At 67.4% G+C, this 17539-nt stretch carries 14 protein-coding genes and 1 tRNA gene; 9 read left to right on the top strand and 6 right to left on the bottom strand.

Going from position 1 to position 17539, the window contains the following annotated elements:
* Positions 1-4: 4 nt before the first annotated feature.
* Genes ACWDNU_RS04005 through ACWDNU_RS03995 form a run of 3 tightly spaced genes read right to left on the bottom strand, consistent with a single transcriptional unit; the run spans position 5 to position 1988 of the window.
* Complete coding sequence (locus tag ACWDNU_RS04005; protein ID WP_449667668.1) at positions 5-748, bottom strand: ferredoxin reductase; 744 nt, start codon at positions 746-748, stop codon at positions 5-7.
* A complete protein-coding gene (locus tag ACWDNU_RS04000) occupies positions 718-1317 on the bottom strand; it encodes a sulfite oxidase-like oxidoreductase (protein WP_449667667.1) in 600 nt (199 codons plus the stop codon). Before ACWDNU_RS04000 ends, ACWDNU_RS04005 begins: the two co-directional genes overlap by 31 nt.
* Positions 1318-1364: 47 nt before the next feature.
* Positions 1365-1988 (bottom strand): pentapeptide repeat-containing protein, encoded by a 624-nt coding sequence (locus ACWDNU_RS03995; protein ID WP_449667666.1) that lies wholly within the window; start codon positions 1986-1988, stop codon positions 1365-1367.
* A gap of 109 nt (positions 1989-2097) precedes the next feature.
* Here ACWDNU_RS03995 and ACWDNU_RS03990 point away from each other — a divergent pair, with 109 nt between their 5' ends.
* Entirely contained in the window at positions 2098-3498 is a 1401-nt protein-coding gene (locus ACWDNU_RS03990) for a hypothetical protein (protein WP_449667665.1), read from the top strand.
* A 300-nt stretch (positions 3499-3798) separates the two neighbouring features.
* On the opposite strand, the gene ACWDNU_RS03985 is transcribed toward ACWDNU_RS03990, so the two are convergent.
* The 3 genes from ACWDNU_RS03985 to ACWDNU_RS03975 all read right to left on the bottom strand — a co-directional run bounded on the left by ACWDNU_RS03985 (position 3799) and on the right by ACWDNU_RS03975 (position 8591).
* Entirely contained in the window at positions 3799-5226 is a 1428-nt protein-coding gene (locus ACWDNU_RS03985) for an ATP-binding protein (protein ID WP_370939830.1), read from the bottom strand.
* Entirely contained in the window at positions 5223-6875 is a 1653-nt protein-coding gene (locus tag ACWDNU_RS03980; protein ID WP_370939831.1) for an FAD-dependent oxidoreductase, read from the bottom strand. Before ACWDNU_RS03980 ends, ACWDNU_RS03985 begins: the two co-directional genes overlap by 4 nt.
* A 108-nt stretch (positions 6876-6983) precedes the next feature.
* Positions 6984-8591: a coagulation factor 5/8 type domain-containing protein gene (locus ACWDNU_RS03975; protein WP_449667715.1), complete on the bottom strand. Its 1608-nt coding sequence runs from the start codon at positions 8589-8591 to the stop codon at positions 6984-6986.
* Positions 8592-9507: 916 nt separating this feature from the next.
* On the opposite strand from ACWDNU_RS03975, the gene ACWDNU_RS03970 reads away from it, so the two are divergent.
* From ACWDNU_RS03970 to sbnB, 8 genes are all read left to right on the top strand, one after another.
* A tRNA-Ala gene (locus ACWDNU_RS03970) sits at positions 9508-9580 on the top strand.
* A 1206-nt stretch (positions 9581-10786) separates the two neighbouring features.
* Entirely contained in the window at positions 10787-11539 is a 753-nt protein-coding gene (locus ACWDNU_RS03965) for an AfsR/SARP family transcriptional regulator (protein WP_370939832.1), read from the top strand.
* 173 nt (positions 11540-11712) lie between these two features.
* Positions 11713-11964 carry an acyl carrier protein gene (locus ACWDNU_RS03960; RefSeq protein WP_037812007.1) on the top strand — a complete coding sequence of 84 codons (252 nt, stop codon included), beginning with the start codon at positions 11713-11715 and terminating at the stop codon, positions 11962-11964.
* A gap of 5 nt (positions 11965-11969) precedes the next feature.
* Positions 11970-13217: a beta-ketoacyl-[acyl-carrier-protein] synthase family protein gene (locus ACWDNU_RS03955; RefSeq protein WP_449667664.1), complete on the top strand. Its 1248-nt coding sequence runs from the start codon at positions 11970-11972 to the stop codon at positions 13215-13217.
* The gene (locus tag ACWDNU_RS03950) at positions 13214-14290 is read left to right on the top strand and encodes a beta-ketoacyl synthase N-terminal-like domain-containing protein (RefSeq protein ID WP_449667663.1); all 1077 of its coding nucleotides are present in this window, start codon (positions 13214-13216) and stop codon (positions 14288-14290) included. Before ACWDNU_RS03955 ends, ACWDNU_RS03950 begins: the two co-directional genes overlap by 4 nt.
* The gene (fabG, locus tag ACWDNU_RS03945) at positions 14287-15021 is read left to right on the top strand and encodes a 3-oxoacyl-ACP reductase FabG (protein ID WP_370939835.1); all 735 of its coding nucleotides are present in this window, start codon (positions 14287-14289) and stop codon (positions 15019-15021) included. The genes ACWDNU_RS03950 and fabG overlap by 4 nt, the downstream gene beginning before the upstream one ends.
* 69 nt (positions 15022-15090) lie before the next feature.
* Positions 15091-16461 carry a preATP grasp domain-containing protein gene (locus ACWDNU_RS03940; RefSeq protein WP_449667662.1) on the top strand — a complete coding sequence of 457 codons (1371 nt, stop codon included), beginning with the start codon at positions 15091-15093 and terminating at the stop codon, positions 16459-16461.
* Positions 16462-16499: 38 nt separating this feature from the next.
* Positions 16500-17537, top strand: coding sequence for a 2,3-diaminopropionate biosynthesis protein SbnB (gene sbnB, locus ACWDNU_RS03935; protein WP_449667661.1), 1038 nt, complete (start codon positions 16500-16502; stop codon positions 17535-17537).
* Positions 17538-17539: the final 2 nt, after the last annotated feature.

The following is a 17539-nucleotide window of genomic DNA, read 5'->3' as shown; positions in this document are numbered from 1 at the left end:
GGCCTCAGTCCCGGCTGGGGCCGAAACGCTCGGTCCGGATCGACTGCGGCGAATGTCCCAGCGCGAGCATGATGTCCGCGGCAGTTTCGACGAACCCGGTCGGCCCGCAAATGTACGTGGTGGCCTCGAGCTCAGCTGGCCATGCGGCGGTGCTCAACGTGGCGACGTCGATGCGCCGCGGAATGCCGGAGAGCCCTTCCGGAAGCTCTCGCGTGTAGACGTAAGTGATGTCCAGCCCCGCGTACGGACGGCGAAGTTCCTCGGCGTAGTACAGCTCCGCCGGGGTGCGCAGCGAATAGACCAGCCGGAAGAGTGATTTGCTGCCAGCTTCGCGACGAGCCCGGATCATCGACATCAGCGGGACGATGCCCGCACCACCGGCGACGAGCAGCACCGGAGTCGAATCAGCGGCACGCCATACGAACCAGCCGCCGATCGGCCCGCGGATCTCGACCGGGTCGCCGACCGCGTAAGGGCCGGTGAGGTGCTCGGACACTTCGCCGTCGGCTACCCGCTGCACGGTCAGTTCGATCCGGTCTCCGTTCGCCGGTGCGGCGAGCGAGTAGCTGCGTTGCGCGGTGTAGCCGTCAGCTGCAGTGAGACGAACGTCGACGTGCTGTCCCGCGAGATGGCCTGGCCACCCGGGGATGTCGAAGACCAGCGTTCGCGCGGTCGGTGTCTCCTGCCGGATCTCCGCGAGCCGGGCGACGCGCCATGCTAGTCGCCCTGATACCGCTGTTCCCGCCATGGATCTCCGTAGTCGTGGTAGCCGGCCGCTTCCCAGAAGCCCGGATCGTCCTTTGTTGCGAGTCGCAGCTCGCGCACCCATTTCGCGGACTTCCAGAAATAGAGGTGCGGCACCAGCAGCCGGGCGGGACCGCCGTGTTCCGGAGTGAGCGGCTTGCCGCCGTATTCATAGGCGATCCACGCCTGCCCGCTGAGAAGGTCGGCGAGCGGAAGGTTTGTGGTGTAGCCGCCGTAGGAATGCGCCATGACGTAATCAGCGGCTGTGTCGAGGTCCCCGACGAGCGTGTCCACTGAGACGCCGCGCCAATGAGTGTCCAATTTGGACCATTGGGTGACGCAGTGGATGTCGACTGTGATCTTCTCGCTGGGCAGCGCCATCAGTTCCGGCCACGACCACGAGCGGCGTTCGCCGCTTTCGGTCACCACCGCGAATTCCCACCGTTCGGTGCTCACCCGAGGGGTGGGCCCGGCCGAGAGAACCGGGAAGTCTTCGGCGAGATACTGACCTGGCGGCAGTCGCGGGTTGGCACCACGGGCGCGTCCGGTGAAGCCTGGTGTGACGACTCCCATCGCGCTCCTTCCGGACATACCCAGCAGCTCGGCCCTTGGACGCGAGACTACCCGCGCACCTGCAATCCGAGCGACGTGACGAGGACCGCGGCCTGCTCCGGGGACACGATCGCGCCAGTCAGCGACGCACGCGTCAGGTCAAGCGACGACAGATCGCTCCCACGCAGCTCAGCGCGCGTGACGTCGATGTCCTGCAGCTCCGCCCCGGACAGATCCACGTCGGCGAACACGGCGCCCGAGCACTTCGCCTTGGTGAGATCCGCTTCACGCATCCGGACACCCTGGAACGTGACTCCACGCAGGTCGGCACCGTTCAATCCGACGAAAGACCAGTCTCCGCCCGTTACGCGCAACGGCCGCAGGTCGCAGTCCTGGAATCGGCTGCCGACCAGCTTGCATCCGGTGAATTCGGCGTCGAAGAGGTTGCACCCCTTGAACACGCATCCGGTGAACGCCGTGTCGGTGTGCCGCGAAGCGTTGAACTGGACGTTCCCGAACACACAGTCCAGGAAGGTGACACCGCGCGTGACGGCCTCGGTGAGATCGACCTGGTGGAACTCACAGCGCACGAACCGCCGCGCCGTGAACTCCTCCGCGTACCAGTCTTCCCGCCGGTAGACGCGGTCCTCGACCGTCTCGATGCCGGGTGGCTCCGGCTCGTGTTCGGGCATTCGCCAAGCCTAGTTCGCTCGCCTGCCGACTGGGTGCTGAACACGGCGGCAAGCGTCTCGCCGCCACCGGATTCTGGCTGGTGGTGACCAGAATTACCGGGGCCGCTGCATGCGCCGTGTCGCCTGTTGCCCGACCGGTTGCGTGATCGGCCCCTTCCGCTCCGCTACGCGGCTCATGCCACAGCGAGGAGCGGTCGCTTCAGGACGGCCATACGATGGCCGGATGAGCGAAGGCCGATGGTTCGATGCCTGGGTGCCCTGGCCCGAGCTGTCGGGCCTGGCCGCCGCGGGCCGGGCACTGCTGCCCGCGACCCCGGCCGCGCTCGCCCGAACTGTCACCGAGCAACTGGTAGGCCGTCGCCTTACGACAACGGTGCAAGGCCACGAAGTCGGCCTGACCCTCACCGAACTCGATTACCCGGCGGATTCGCTTCGCCTGGCCACCGGTCGAGTGGGAGACGTACGCATAGTCGCGGAAGACGTCGACTGGCCCGTTCCGGGCAGTTCGGCGGGCCCCGCTGAGCACGCCGCTGGCAACCTTGCCGGCATTGCCGGCTCGTTTCGATACGAAGCGGCTGCAGCAGCGTCGAACGGGCGTGGTGGAACGAAGGCCCCGACCACCTCGGGCGCATCCGGCGTGCTTGCTGAGAAGGGCACGCGACCTCCCGCTGACGAGCCGAGCAACACGGACGGCTCGCCGGACACGGCTGGTCTTGCGCCTGGCCGCATCGAGCAGCCCGGCGACGGCCGAACCGCCGCGCGCCCATCCGGTCGACTAGAGACGACGGCATCGTCGGATTCTGTTCAGGCGCAACGTGATCGCCGAATCGCGGAAGCCACACCAGGTGCCGCAACGCGGCAGTCCAGCTCGGCACCTGACGCACCAAACGCGGAACCGCACGAATCTGAGCAACCGACTTCTCGGCGGAACTCCGGGCGGCCGTCCGCCAGCCGCGAAGCCGACTCGGCAAGCCAGCCAGACGTCGACCGCATTCCGCTGCGCCGCGTAACCGTGCTCGCCAAGGACGTACGGCTTCGAGGATTGCCTTCGCCAGCGGTGATTCCAGGCTCTGTCGAACTCGAGATAGAAGTGAGCGGCGCTGTGGTGCGGGAGCGGGTTGCCGCGGCACGTCCCGATCTGATCGCGACGCCGCATCCGGAAGGGTTCCGGGTGCGCTGGCGAAAGCATCCGCATTGGGGGCATTTGACCCTCGTCGCAGGCATCGAAGACGAAGCAATAGTGCTGACCCCGACCGCGCTCCGCCTCGGACGGTGGGCGAGGCGTCCGCCGAAGCGGATCCGGCCGATCGTGCTCCCGCTCCCGGATCTGCCGAAAGGGTTGCGGCTGACCGGAATCCGTCCGGACGAAGACGAGCTCGCGCTGACGATCGCAGCCGACGAATGGCCCGGAAGGCTCGCCCGGATTCCGTTGCCGGACATGCTGACCTGGCTGACGACAGCGGCAATGACACTGACACTTCCCGGATTCGGATCACGGTCCCTCCCCTGAACCGGCAGCGGCGCCCACCGAGCCCCCTGTGGGCCCGAGCAATGGACGCGGCACTGCCGTGATCCAGAGTGCTCGAACATCCGTTCGGAATCATCACTCGATCGGGGATAGATCGAAAACCGTTGGCGCACAAGGGAAACGCGAAATCAGCCCGAAATCCTGTCGGTGCGGTCGGCTAACCTCGGAATCGAGCCGTCAATTCGCTCCGAGGGGATGCCACCGATGACAGTCACCGCAGAACTGCTCCGAAGAAGCCGAAGACCCCGGTCCCATGCCGGGCGTCCGCAGGCGAGCGCGCGTTCAGAGCGACGCTTGTTCCTCCACCGGAAGGCAGACCTCGAACCGGGTGTCGCCCGGTTCCGACGTCACCTTGATGTCGCCCGAATGCCGTTCCACGACGATCCGCCACGAGATGTCCAGCCCGAGACCAGTTCCTTCGCCCACGCCCTTGGTGGTGAAGAACGGCTCGAAGATGCGCTGGCGCACCTCTTCCGGGATTCCCGGCCCGGTGTCGCCGATTTCGACGCGCACCTGTTTCCCGACCTGCCAGGTGCGCAGGGTCAGCGTTCCCTCGCCGCCCATGGCGCCCACGGCGTTGTCGATGATGTTGGTCCACACCTGGTTCAGTTCGGCCGCGTAGGCGGGAATCCGGTCGATCGAGCAGTCGTATTCCTTGACCACGCGGATGCCTTCGCCGAGCTTGCCCGACATCATCACCAGTGTGGAGTTGAGTCCTTCGTGGACGTCGATGAACTGGTGCGGCGCGCGATCCATCTGCGAGTACTGCTTCGCCGCGCCCACGAGCGTGGAGACCCGGCTGGTCGAGTCTTCGATCTCGCCCATCAGCATCTCGGTTTCGAGCGCGTACGCGAGCCAGCGGATCGCGCCGTCGAGGAGCCCTTCGCCCACCGATTCGAGAACGTGGTCGAGGTTCTTCGGCGTGAGCCCGGCCGCGACGAAGATGCTCGCGAGGTCCCAGCCCTGGTCGATGCCGTGGTCGTCGAACCAGTCGCCGATCTCGTCCTCGCGGTCGGCCTGCTGCATCGCGGTGAGCTTGGGGGCGTCGCCGACCTGCTTCACCAAGCGTTCCTGCACGTCGAGCAGCAGCTCGAGCAGATCCGGATCGATGTCTTTCTTCGCCAGGATCGCCAGTTTGTGCCGCATGCCGGCGACCCGCTCCCGCAGCGCGGCGGTCGCCCGTACCGCGGCCGCGGCGGGGTTGTTGAGTTCGTGCATCAGCCCTGCGGACAGCTCGCCGAGGGCGACGAGCCTGCGCCGCGACGACACCAGCGCGTCGGTGTTGCGCCAGCCGAGGTACATCCCCTCCAGCAGATGCGCTGCCATCGGGAACCATTGCCGGAATTCGACGGCGAACTCGGCGGCGGGAAGCGTGAGGAAGGTCAGGTCGCTGACCGCGTAGATCGTCGCACCATAGGTGGCTTCGCTGTCCTGGTAGGCCAGGAATTGCGTTGCGCCGCAATAGGAACCGCGCTGGTCGGACCGCTTCATCTCGACCTCGGCTCCGGCCACCACGCGGGTCATCCGCAGCGCGCCGTTGAGCAGGACGTAGAAGCAGGTGGCCGGATCGCCCTCGCGGATCACCACGGAGTCAGCCTTGAACTCCTCGCGCACCGCGTTCTGCTCGATCCAATCGAGCTGTGCGTCCGAGAGATGTTCGAACAAGAACAGGCCGCGCAGTTCCTCGCGCGGCAAGGCGGGCTGAGTCACTGTTCCTCCAAGTAACGGTGGACCAGGGTCACGGCCATGGCGCCCTCGCCGACGGCGGACGCCACGCGTTTCACCGACTGCGAGCGCACGTCTCCGGCCACGAACACGCCGGGCACTGACGACTCCAGGTAATGCGGATCGCGGTCCAGCGTCCATCCCGGCGGCCTGCGTCCGTCTTCCACGAGGTCTGGGCCGGTCCGGACGAATCCGTGGGCGTCCCGGAGGACGCCTTTCCCCAACCACTCCGTGCGCGGAGCGGCTCCGATGAAGATGAAGAGGTGTTCCGTGTCCAGTTTCTCGGTCACGCCGTCTTTGCAGACCGTGATGGACTCGAGGTGATCGTCCCCGTGAGCTTTGAGCACCGTGGTGTGCGTGCGGACGTGGACGTTCTCGATGGCAGCGATCTGCTCGATCAGGTAGTGCGACATCGAAGACTCCAGCGACGCGCCGCGCACCAGCAGCGTCACGTCGGTGGCGTGCTGAGCGAAGAACACCGCGGCCTGTCCCGCGGAGTTCGCGCCGCCGACGATGTACACGTGGTCGTTCGAGCACTCAGGCGCTTCCGTCGCCGCGGAGCCGTAGTAGACGCCCCGGCCGGTCAGCTCCTCGATTCCCTCGGCTTCCAGCGCGCGGTAATTGACACCGCTGGAAAGGATCACGGAGTGTGCGGCGATCTCGGATCCGTCGCCGAAAGTCACGACGCGGCTCGACCCGCGCGCTTCCAGGCCGACGACATCGCGTGCCGTGAGCACTTCGGCACCAAACTTCTGCGCCTGGCGGCGGGCTCGATCCGTGAGCTGCGCGCCGGACACTCCGTCCGGGAAGCCCAGGTAGTTCTCGATCCGGGAACTGGTTCCGGCCTGGCCGCCGGTGGCCTTGCGCTCGACGAGCACAGTGCGCAGCCCCTCGGAGGCTCCGTACACCGCGGCACCGAGTCCGGCCGGGCCGCCGCCGATCACCACCAGGTCGTAAAAGTCTTGCGCGGGCTGGGTAGAAAGGCCCACCGCATCGGCGATCTCGCTTCCCGACGGCTGTTTCAGCACCGTGCCGTCCGGCGTCACGACGACCGGGATGTCGGTCTCGCACGCGCCAGCGGCTTGGAGAAGACGGCCGGCCTCTTCGTCGTCGACCGAGTACCACCGGTACGGCACGGCGTTGCGAGCGAGGAAATCGCGCATCCGGAACGACGGCGCCGAGTACCGGTGCCCGATCAGCTTCGTCTCCTCCACCGGACGATCGCCGACGGCGAGCCAGGTCTCGACGAGAGAGTCGATCACCGGGTACAGCTTCTCCTCGGGCGGGTCCCAGGGCTTGAGCAGGTAGTGGTCGACGTCGACCACGTTGATCGCCTGGATCGCGGCGTCGGTGTCGGCGTAGGCCGTCAGGAGCGCGCGCCGGGCGTTGGGGAAGAGGTCCATCGCCTTCTCCAGGAAGACGATGCCGTCCATGTGCGGCATGCGGTAGTCGGCGAGGATCGCCGCGACGGCGTCGCCGCGCAGCTTGATCTCGCGAAGCGCGTCGAGGGCGTCGGCACCCGAGTCCGCGCGGATGACACGGTAGTCCTTGCCGTAGCGGCGACGCAGGTCGCGCGCCACCGACCGCGAAACGGCGGGGTCGTCGTCGACGGTCATCAGGATCGGCTGGCTCACACGGCACAGCCTACGGTGTCCCGGCGGCCCTCGTGGCAAGCAACAGAACCAGGGACCGGCGCCCGCCACGGCCGCCACCGCGGCGGGCACCGGTTGTCCAGGTGGTGGCTACGGATAGCGCACCAAGTTCGCCGGTTTCGTGCCCGCCGGGGTGGTCGCGCCGACGTCGTTGATCACGTGGGTGATCGTTCCCTGGTGGTTGAGCGAAACCGTCACCATGTCGTGGAACCGCACGTCCGGGGCGGCTGGGGCGGCGAAGGCGTGCGAGCAGGCTACGGACGGGTTCGTGCTGAAGAAGCAGTAGCTGCCCAGGCCCCAGGCCTCGTGGCTGGTCACGTCCGGGGCGACTTGGTAGGCGGGGTAGCCCTCCGCCTCGCCGTTCATCCAGCCGGCCTGGTCGGGGACGTCGTAGGGCATCTCGTTCTGGAAGAAGTAGGTGCGTCCGCCGTTTCCGTTCCAGGTCACCTGAGTCTTCTGGAAGTGCTCGACGAACAACCCGTAGACGGTCACGTCGTTCCCGTTCACGACCAGGCCGGTGTCGGCAGTGTTAGAACTCCAGCCGACGTGGCTGTCGTCAGCTCCGTGGTCGGCTCGCCAGAGCCACAGGTGGTCGCCGATCACACCGTTGCTGTTGATGACGAGGCTGGTGCGCGCTTTTCCGGCGGCGGCACCGCCGACGCGGAAGAACACGTCGTGCAGCGAGGTCGGGTTCGCCGAATGGTCTGCGTCCGACCCGGGGTCGCCGACCTCCATGAGCATGGCCGACGAGGTGGTCCCGGCGTCGATCAGCAGGCCGGCGATCTTCACCCCGTCTACGTCGCCGACCTTGATGGCGGTGATCCCGCCGTCCGGTACCAAGGTCGCGATGCCGAGGCCGAGAACGACGGTGTCCGGGTGAGTCACGTGCAGCGGCTGATCAAGGTGGTAGACGCCTGGGGTGATCAGCAGGTTCTTGCCCGCCGTCAGGGCCGCGTTCATCTCGGCCGCAGTCGCGCCGGGCTTCACGATGAAGAACTGCTCGATCGGCAGCGAAACGCCTGGTGCGCTGTCGCGTTCCCAGGTGACCCCAGAGGTCCTGGTCCGCAGTGCAGGCACGAACACTCGGTAGTGCCCGGACTCGTCGACCTGAAGGCACGGCTTTTCGCGCACGATCGGGGTCTGGTCGACCGTCGTGTACGGCGGGTCCGGGAAGGTTCCGTCGGGTGCGCCGTCCACTCCGACGAACACCATGTTCCAGGTGGACCCGCCCCAGCTGGCGAACTGCGAATCGCGCGAGATCCATTGCTGTTGCGACCCGGAACGGACCTGGCCGTCGATCTTCGTGTCCGAGATCCAGCCGCCGCTCGACCAGCCGCCGCCGTGGTCGAGGCGGAGGTCGCCGCGGACGTGCATCCGACGGTACGGACTCGCCTGCGAGACGGCCCACTGATCCGCGCCCCCGACGGGGTTCACTGACAGGTTTTCCGCGCCGCGCCAGAAGTTCTGGGTCGCGTTGTTCGGGGGAAACCAGTCCGCCTCGACGTGCACCGCACCGTCGATCGTCACAGCGTCGGGCGTGCTGCCCAGTCCGAGGATTTGGGTGTAGAAGCCGACGTTCACGTCGTTGGAGTACGTGCCCGGCTTGAACAGCACCGCGTAGCGCTGACAACCGAACTGGTTCTTCTCCTGCTCCGCGAAGATCTCGTCCAGCTTGCACTGGATGCTCGCGCTCGGCATCGACGGATCGAAAACGACGACGTTCGGCCCCAGGTCCACTTGTCCCGGCGGCGGAGAAGTAGTGCCACCCACGGAGATCAGTGTGAACGACCGGTTGGCGGCGTCATGACGGCCGGGCCGCTGCGGCTTCGCGCGTTCGGCGGCCGGCCCGTCCGGGCGCGATTCGCTGTCTCGGCCGGAGTCAAGATCGACAACAGCCGCGGCCGGATGCGCTGGCCATCGCGGGTCGACCTCGGGGAACGGCACATGCGGCGGGAGAGCGGTGCGGCACGTTCCCGGAGCGCTCTCGTCCGCTGAAAAAGGAAGCCGAGAGCGCCGGGTGGTCGTCTCCGCATCGCCCTCACGGGTGAGGTGAAAGTGCCAATCGTGCGCGTTTGTTCCGGCGCCGATGTACGAGCGGACCAGCGGGACAGGCTTGGGCTGAGACTGAGCGACGGCTCGTTGAGTGTCCGCCGTCATGGCTTGGCCAGGCCACGCCCCGGCGGCTGCCGCGAGGGGTTGAGGGGGCAGCGCGCCGCTGTTCCGCGCGGGGAGGTCGCCAGCCGGGTTCGGAGGTGTCGGCACCAGGGCAGCCACTCTCCGTGATTCGGGACCCATCGCCACCTCCTTGCCGAGACGGGCCGTCGGGCGGCCCCTGCCGGGATGCGGTCCGCCGCATGGCAGGGGTCGGCTCGCTAGCGCGACTGCGGAGGAATGTAATCGCGGGCACACCTGCGCTCAACGCAAACCTGAAGAAAAGTCAGGAAGGGCAGTCGACCTGCACTAATGCGCCCGACGCAGGAGAGGGAGGCGCGGGCTTGACCAGCTTGGCGCAGCTTTCGAGCGCGCCTCCGACAGGTAACCGACCCCCTGCCGAAGGCCTCGGAGGCGGGGTGTACTGTATGTCCATACGAGATGCGGAGTTCACCTCTGCTTCGGGGCTATGGCGCAGCTGGTAGCGCACCTCACTGGCAGTGAGGGGGTCAGGGGTTCGAGTCCCCTTAGCTCCACAAGTTGGACAGAAACCCTTCGATCGCACCTCTGTGGTGATCGGAGGGTTTTTTTCGTGTTTGCGGCATGATCCGGGTCGATCGCCCTGGCGGGTGTTGCCGGTCTGCGCTCTGCGTTCGGAGGCCCAGTTGCAGCTGGATGGCGTTGGGCGCTGATGTGGTTCTCGCGTCGATGTCTAGCGGGCTGTTGCGGGAGTGCGGGGCGGAGAACGCATTCTCGGGTTCGCCGCTTCGGGTCGTTCCGGCGTCCAGTTCAAGGAGCAGTCCGGCGATCCGCGGTGCTCCGCCAGAGGGTGGGCGAGGTGTCCCGCAGCGCCTTCCTGGCTCGTGAAGCGGGCTGTGGCTCCAGGTCCGGTCGGCGATGTCCGCGGTGGGTTCGATGCGTCGGCGGGCTTCGTCGCCGACCGTCAGGCTGCGTCTTGCGCGAGCCTGGCTTCGGGATCGTCTCCCGCGCGTGGCGGTGGCCGGGTTCGAATGGGTCCGGGCGAATGGTGGCTGCAGCCTCGGGCACCCAGACCCCCTTCGGTCCCGCTCGGTCGCCCGGGTTCTGTGGCCCGGCGATGCGGGCGCTTAGGAGGTTGTCGGGAGCAGGAATCAGCCGCACCGCAGCTACCGGCTGTTCCGGCCGAAGGTATGGAAGTTCACAAAATTACGTTGTTACGACTCGACTGGCCGAAGCCAGGAGATTGCACTCGCGCAATAGCGTGATTCTGTCCCAGCAGTCGAGAGGCGGGGCAGTCCGTTCACGATGTCGAATGCCGCGGACAACTCTGGGGAACAACAGAAACACCCTGCGTCGCCGGGACGCTAATAAATAACCATTCGTCCGAATCGGCGACTACGGGCAGAAATGTTGCCCGGAACTGCAAATAGAAGTCGTCCTGGATCGAAATAAGCGGCAACGCCCCGGCAGCGTTAATTGATTCAACACCGTACCGGCGAGTACGACAAGGTATTCGCCGAAGAAGAGGGCCTTGGGGGAGGTAACACCACTGTCCTGACTGGTGCCAGCACCACCATCGGGAGGTCGGGGGCGGTAAATCGGGAGGGTCCTTCCTATTCGGCGCCCGAAACTGTCGAACATGACGCCAACTCATTACCCCAATCGGAGGTAGACCGTCTTTTCAAGTTCTGACATGCTCGGCTCGGCCGACAGCTCGGTGCGTGGGGTCACTTGAGACGGGCTATTTTTCCTCAGGGGTAGATATGGAAATTGAGCTATTGGGATCGGTGACGCTCCGGCAAGCCGGCCGGAGGCACGGAGTCGCGTCGCGAAAGGTGCGGACCGTGCTCGCGTTGCTGGCCTTGTCGCCGGGGGTGCCGTTGTCCCTGGACACGCTCGCGGACGAACTGTGGGCCGACAAACCGGTCTCCAACGTGCGCAACGCGTTGCAGGCCAACATCGCCCGGTTGCGGAAGCTCGTCTTCAACGTGACCGGCGAGCGCGAGGTGGTCCGCACGGTCAGCAGCGGTTATCTGATGACCGTGCCCGCCGAGGCGGTCGACGCGCATCGGTTCTCCGCTCTGGCGCAGCGCGGCGCGAGCTTGCTCGGGCAGGATCCGCGTGCTGCCATCACCGTGTTCGAGCAGGCGTTGCGGCTTTGGCGTGGGCCGGCGTTGCTCGACGTGGCCGATTGCACTCGCTGCCGGATGGCCGCTGAACAACTGAACGAGCATCGGCTGACCGTGCAGGAAGACCTGATCTCCGCGCGGTTGCAGGTCGGCGAGCATCATGGGCTTTCCCATGACCTGAAACAGCTCGTCGCCGAGAACCCGGCCCGCGAGCGGCTCAGCGAGTACTTGATGATCTCGCTTTATCGCGACGGCAGGCAGGGCGAGGCGGTGTCCGTCTTCCACAGCACGCGGCAGTGGCTGAGCGCCGAACTCGGCCTGGAGCCGGGGCCGGGGCTGCGGCGGTTGTACCAGTCCATTCTGATGCAGGACCGGCTTCTCGACTGAGCCGTCGTTCACGAGCGTCAGCATGGCAGCACCCGATGACCGGCTGCTGACAGCGCGCCGACGGGCCTGGCGCGTCAGGGGTCTGTCAGAACGAGGTCAGAAGGGTGTCACCGCTCGCCGCTAGTTTCGGGCCGAATCCCCAGAACCGGTCCCTGACTATCGGGAGTGCCCCCATGACGACAGCCGTCTCCGAACGCATGCAGCAGATCCGCGAGATCGTCTGCACGCACCTCGAACTCGACGACGCCGAGCTCACCGAAACCAGCGACTTCGCCGACGACCACGAGGCGGATTCGCTGTCGCTGATGGACGTGCTGGCCGCGCTGGAGAAGAAGTTCGGCGTCACGATCGACCAGGCCCAGTTCGCCAGGATGACCAACCTGCGCGCGGTGTACGAGGTCGTGTCGGAATCCGCGAGCTGGTAGAGACCATGTCGACGAGCATCGGACGCCGGGTCGTCATCACCGGATGCGGTGTCGTGTCCAGCATCGGCATCGGGGTCCGGGAGTTCACCTCCGCACTGCGCGCCGGGCGCAGCAACGTCCGGCCGATCTCGGTGTTCGACACCACCGGGTTCGCCCACGACAACGGCTGCGAGGTCACCGACTTCGAGCCCGCGCGGTGGATCCGCACGCTCGACCCCGGCGATCTCGGCCGGGCGAGCCGGTTCTCCACCGCTGCCGCGCGCCTCGCCGTCGAGGATTCGGGGCTGCCGCTGGAAACCTTGCGCGCCGCGCGCACGCTCGTCTCGGTGGGCAGCACCGACGGCGAGGCGCACGAACTCGACGGCCTGGTGGCGCAGGAACTCTCCGCCGGGCTGGCCGGTCTCGACCCGCGACTCGTGCGGCGCACCTCCGCGGGCCGGCTCGCCACGTCGATCGCGCGCGAGCTGGAACTGACCGACGTCGAGACCGGGACCATCGCGACGGCGTGTTCGGCGGGCAACTACGCCATCGGCAACTCGCTCGACGCGATCCGGTGCGGGGACGCCGAGTTCGCCCTCTGCGGCGGCGCGGACGCGCTGTGCCGCAAGACGTTCACCTCGTTCTACCGGTTGCGCAGCATCGCCCCGGACTGCTGCCGTCCCTTCGACCGCAACCGGATGGGCATCCTCACCGGCGAGGGCGCGGGCATTCTCCTGCTGGAGAGCCTGGACTCCGCGCTCGCCCGCGGTGCCCGGATCTACGCGGAAGTGCTGGGGTACGGGATGTCCTGCGACGCGCACCATCCCGTCGCGCCGCATCAGGCCGGGATCGCCCGCTGCATGGAACTTGCGCTGGCCGACGCCGGGGTCAAGCCCGGCGAGATCGACCTGATCTCCGCGCACGGCACCGGCACCAAAGCCAACGACATGACCGAATCCGCGGCGATCCGCGACCTGTTCGGACCGAAGCCGCCGCGGACCGTGTCGATGAAATCCATGCTGGGGCACTCGATGGGCGCGGCGAGCGCGCTGGCCGCGATCGGCTGTTCGATCGCGCTCACCGAGCAGTTCATCCCGCCGACCATCAACCACCGCGACACCGACCCGGACTGTCCGGTGGACTGCGTGCCCAACGAATCCGTCGACGCCGACCTCGACATCGTGCAGAACAACGGCTGGGCCTTCGGCGGGAACAACGCCGTGGTCCTGCTCGGCCGGTACGAGCGGCAGCCCCGAAAGGAGACCGCGCGGTGACCGCACCAGCCCGGCACCGTCCGGTCATCTCGGCTTGGACGGCTATTTCCCCCTTCGGCTACGGCCGGGAAGCGTTCGCCGACGGCGTTCGCTCCCGGCGCGAGCCCGTCGCCGAATCCGGCGGGCCCGGCGAGGCGGCTGTCGTGCCCAGTTTCGACGTGCGCGAGATGTTCGGCCGCAAGAAGACCCGGGCGATGAACCGGGTCAGCGGGCTCACCGTGGCGGCAGCGCAGCAGCTGCTCGCCGACATGGAGCTGGCTCCGGACGGCGACCGCGAGCACATCGGGTTCGTGCTCGGCACCACGACCGGCAGTGCGCAGAGCATGATGGACCTGACGCGCGCGTCGATCACCGGCGAGCAGCCTGACCACGTCGAGCCCGCCGCCGTTCCCGGCACGGTGATGAACTGCGCGGCTGGACAGGCCGCGATCTGGCACGGGCTCAAGGGACCCAACGCGACGATCGCCGCTGGCCGCACCACTGGGTTGCAGGCGTTGAACTACGCCCGCCGGTTGCTGATGACCGAGCGTGCGGCGCAGGTGTTGTGCGGTGCGGCCGAGGAGCATTCCGCCGCGCGGTCCTGGCTTGAACACCATCGGCGCGGCGGAGCGGCGACGCTCGGCGAAGGCTGCGCGATGTTTCTGCTGGAACCTGCGGACTCGGCGGATCCGCGCAGTGTGCTGGCGACGCTCACCGGCATCGACTCGCGGATCTGCCTCGACGGGGATCTCGCCGGAACGTTGCACGCCACCGTGTCCTCGCTGCTGAAACGGTCTGGCGTTGCGGCGGAACGGGTGTGGGCGGCGGTCGGCAGCGGCTTCCCCATTGGGTCGGACCGGCCTGAGGACACGACGCTGCGACAGCTCTTCGGCGACGCAGTGACGGATCGCGTGCCGCCGGTGGATCTCATCGGTGACACCTCGGCGGCGACCGCGCTCTTCGGTTTGGCGTCGGTGCTCAGCATTGCTGACGGTGCTGACCGCGGCGAGCAGGACCACATCGTCGTCACCGCCTGCGATGACGACGGTTCGGTGGCTTGCGCGCTGCTGCAGCTCGGCGGTGAACCGCGATGAGCCGGACCGCACTCGTGACTGGCGGCTCTCGCGGGATCGGCCGGGCAGTCGTGCTCCGCCTCGCACAGGACGGGTTCGACGTCGCCTTCTGCTATCACAGCAACCAAACTGCGGCGGACGTTCTCGTCAAGGAGGTCCGTGATCTGGGCGTCCGGGTGCAAGCCAGCCAGGTCGACGTGGCCGATGGCGAAGCAGTGACAGCGTGGGTGGAGCGTACGGCGGACGAGTTCGGTGCGCCGTACGCACTGGTCACGTCGGCGGGGATCACTCGGGACGGTTCGCTCGCGCTGATGTCCGAGCCGGACTGGTCGAGTGTCCTGCGCACCAACCTTGACGGCGTCTTCCACGCGTGCCGTCCCGCGGTGTTCCGGATGATCAAACGCCGCGCCGGAAGCGTGGTGACGCTGTCCTCGGTGTCCGGCGTGCACGGCAATCCCACGCAGACCAACTACTCCGCGGCCAAGAGCGGCGTGCTCGGTTTCACGAAGGCGCTGGCCAAGGAGGTCGGCCGGTACGGGGTGCGCGTCAACTCCGTCGCGCCGGGGCTGATCGAGACCGACATGCTCGGCAAGCTGAGCGAAGCGACCCGCGAGAAGATGCTCCGGGCCGTTCCGCTGCGCCGGTTCGGCAGGCCGGAAGAGGTCGCGGACCTGGTGTCTTTCCTGGTTTCCGAACGCGCCTCCTACATCACCGGCAGCGTTTTCGAGGTCGACGGCGGCTTCGTCGTCTAACTGGACCTCCCCAGCGGCAGCGCAGGCAGCGCGTGCCGCGTCCTATCCGTGCGCTGGCGAAAGGACGTCATGAGCGCCGACAACGGTTTCATCCCGCGGCTCAAGACCGCGGTTCTGGGCACGGCCGACCGCCCGTTGGTGTTCGTCGGCAACTTCGAGGTCGAAGAACAGTGGGCTCGCGACGAACAGGGGCTGCCCAGGGTGTCCGCTCCGGGCGGCATGGCGGTCGTGAACAGCATGGACGAGTTCGCGTTGCTGCTGGGCGGGAAGCGGGACCACGTGGTGCTCAAGCACGCCCCCGATCCCGGTTACCGCAGTTATCTGGAGGGCCTCGGGCTGGACCTGCCGCAGATCCACGTGATCACGGATCCCGACCCGGCGCGCACGGTCAGCCAGGACGCGCTGCACGATCCGTGGTTGATCGCCGCGCTTTCCGCGCTGCGTACCGACGAAGCGCATCTGCTCGCGCACGGCGTCTCGGCGGTGGAGGAAGAGCTGTCCACCGCGACTGGGTTGCCGTTGGCCGCGCCTGACGCGGCTCGGTGCAAGGCGGTGAACAGCAAAATCTACAGCCGGCGCATCGCGACGCAACTCGGATTGCGGCAGCCGAATGGTTGGGCGTGTGACACGCTCGACCTACTCGACGAGGCCGTCACCGAGGCGGCCTCGGTGCTCGCCACCGGACGGCGGGTCGTCGTCAAGGAGGCGTTCGGGGTGTCCGGCAAGGGGATCTCGGTGGTCTCCGACGAACGCAGGCTCGACCGGTTGCGCCGGATGATCTCCGCGACCGCGCGGCGCAAGGGCCGGGATCGGATCGCGTTCGTCGTCGAGGAGTGGGTCGACAAGCGCGCCGACCTCAACTACCAGTTCACCGTGGGCCGCGACGGTTCGGTGCACTTCGACTTCGTCAAGGAACTGATCACCGACAACGGCGTCCACAAAGGACACCGGATCCCGCCTCGGCTGGACGAAGCGCAGATCGAGATCATCCAGTCCGCGGCGCAGGCGCTCGGCGGGCAGCTCGCCGCCGACGGCTACTACGGCGTCGTGGGAGTGGACGCGATCGTCGAGCTGGACGGCGGCGTCTTTCCGGTGCTGGAAATCAATGCCCGCAACAACATGTCCACCTATCAGGTGCCGATCCAGGAACGCTTCGTCACCGCGGGCGAGACCGCGATGGCCCGGCACTACTCGCTGCGGCTCGGCGCCAGCGTCGGCTTCGACCGGGTCCGCGACGTGCTCGGCGACCTGCTGTTCGACGGCGCGGGCAGCGGCCTGCTGGTGAACAACTTCGCCACCGTCAACGCCGGTGCGCAGACCGCGGACGGTGCCCCGTTCGCCGGCCGCCTCTACGGCGTGCTCATCGGGGATTCGGTCGCCGAGGTCGACCGCGTCGACGCGCGGGTCGAACGCGCGCTGGCCGTCCTGCAGCAGGACTGAGCATCCGTTTCCGCCCAGCTGAAGACTAAGGAAGTTCTGTGACCGAAACCGCTAGCGTTCCGGAGTTCGCCGTCGTGTCCGGAGCCCAGGTGCACCAGGTGCTCGACGGCGCCGAGAAACAACTCGTCGAACTGATCGAAGCGACCTACCGGCTGCATGGCCAGCAGGCGACCGTCAACCCGCCCTCCTACTTCCTCCGGTTCCCGGACCGGCCGTCCGCGCGGATCATCGCGCTGCCCGCCTCGGTCGGCGGGGAGGTCGCGGTGGACGGGATCAAGTGGATCTCGAGCTTCCCGGAGAACGTCCGCACCGGGCTGCCGCGCGCGTCGGCCGTGCTGATTCTCAATGACCAGGCGACCGGCTACCCGCTGGCTTGCATGGAAAGCTCGATCATCAGCGCCAGCCGGACGGCGGCGTCGGCGGCGCTGGCGGCCGACTGGCTCAGCCGGCGCGGCGAACGACCGAGGCGGCTCGGGTTCGTCGGCACCGGGCTCATCGCGCGGTACGTGCACCGGTTCCTGATCGGCACCGGCTGGGACTTCGACGAGACCGCGGTGTTCGACCTCTCCGCCGAGCACGCCGCGGGGTTCCGGGGCTACCTGGAGAGCACCGGCGCGAGCGGGATCTCGGTGCGCGAGAGCGCGGAGGAACTGATCCGCGGCAGCGACCTGATCGTGTTCGCCACCGTCGCCGGCGAACCGCACGTGCACGACCCGGCCTGGTTCAGCCACAACCCGCTGGTGCTGAACGTGTCCCTGCGCGACCTGTCCACCGAGGTGATCCTCGCGTCGGCGAACGTGGTCGACGACGTCGAGCATTGCCTGAAGGCCAACACGTCGGTGCACCTGGCCGAACAGGCCACCGGCGGACGCGACTTCCTCGACGGCACCCTCTTCGACGTCATGTCCGGGGCACTCGCCCTAGACGCTGATCAGCCGCTGGTGTTCTCGCCGTTCGGCCTCGGCGTGCTGGACCTCGCGGTCGGCAAGCACGTCCTGGACGAACTGCGCCGCCGCGGCGAACTGCACGAGGTCGGCGACTTCTTCTTCGAACTCGACCGCTACGGCAAGCGCTGAGC

Source organism: Amycolatopsis sp. NPDC003676 (genome assembly GCF_053587275.1).
Note: the sequence above shows the minus strand (reverse complement) of the source record. Positions and strands in the feature narration are given on the sequence as shown.

Coding starts and splice junctions, on each gene's coding strand:
- ACWDNU_RS04005 (WP_449667668.1), bottom strand. CDS start 748: ATGGCGGGAACAGCGGTATCAGGGCGACTAGCATGGCGCGTCGCCCGG.
- ACWDNU_RS04000 (WP_449667667.1), bottom strand. CDS start 1,317: ATGGGAGTCGTCACACCAGGCTTCACCGGACGCGCCCGTGGTGCCAAC.
- ACWDNU_RS03995 (WP_449667666.1), bottom strand. CDS start 1,988: ATGCCCGAACACGAGCCGGAGCCACCCGGCATCGAGACGGTCGAGGAC.
- ACWDNU_RS03990 (WP_449667665.1), top strand. CDS start 2,098: ATGCGCCGTGTCGCCTGTTGCCCGACCGGTTGCGTGATCGGCCCCTTC.
- ACWDNU_RS03975 (WP_449667715.1), bottom strand. CDS start 8,591: ATGCCGAGCGCGAGCATCCAGTGCAAGCTGGACGAGATCTTCGCGGAG.
- ACWDNU_RS03965 (WP_370939832.1), top strand. CDS start 10,787: ATGGAAATTGAGCTATTGGGATCGGTGACGCTCCGGCAAGCCGGCCGG.
- ACWDNU_RS03960 (WP_037812007.1), top strand. CDS start 11,713: ATGACGACAGCCGTCTCCGAACGCATGCAGCAGATCCGCGAGATCGTC.
- ACWDNU_RS03955 (WP_449667664.1), top strand. CDS start 11,970: ATGTCGACGAGCATCGGACGCCGGGTCGTCATCACCGGATGCGGTGTC.
- fabG (WP_370939835.1), top strand. CDS start 14,287: ATGAGCCGGACCGCACTCGTGACTGGCGGCTCTCGCGGGATCGGCCGG.
- ACWDNU_RS03940 (WP_449667662.1), top strand. CDS start 15,091: ATGAGCGCCGACAACGGTTTCATCCCGCGGCTCAAGACCGCGGTTCTG.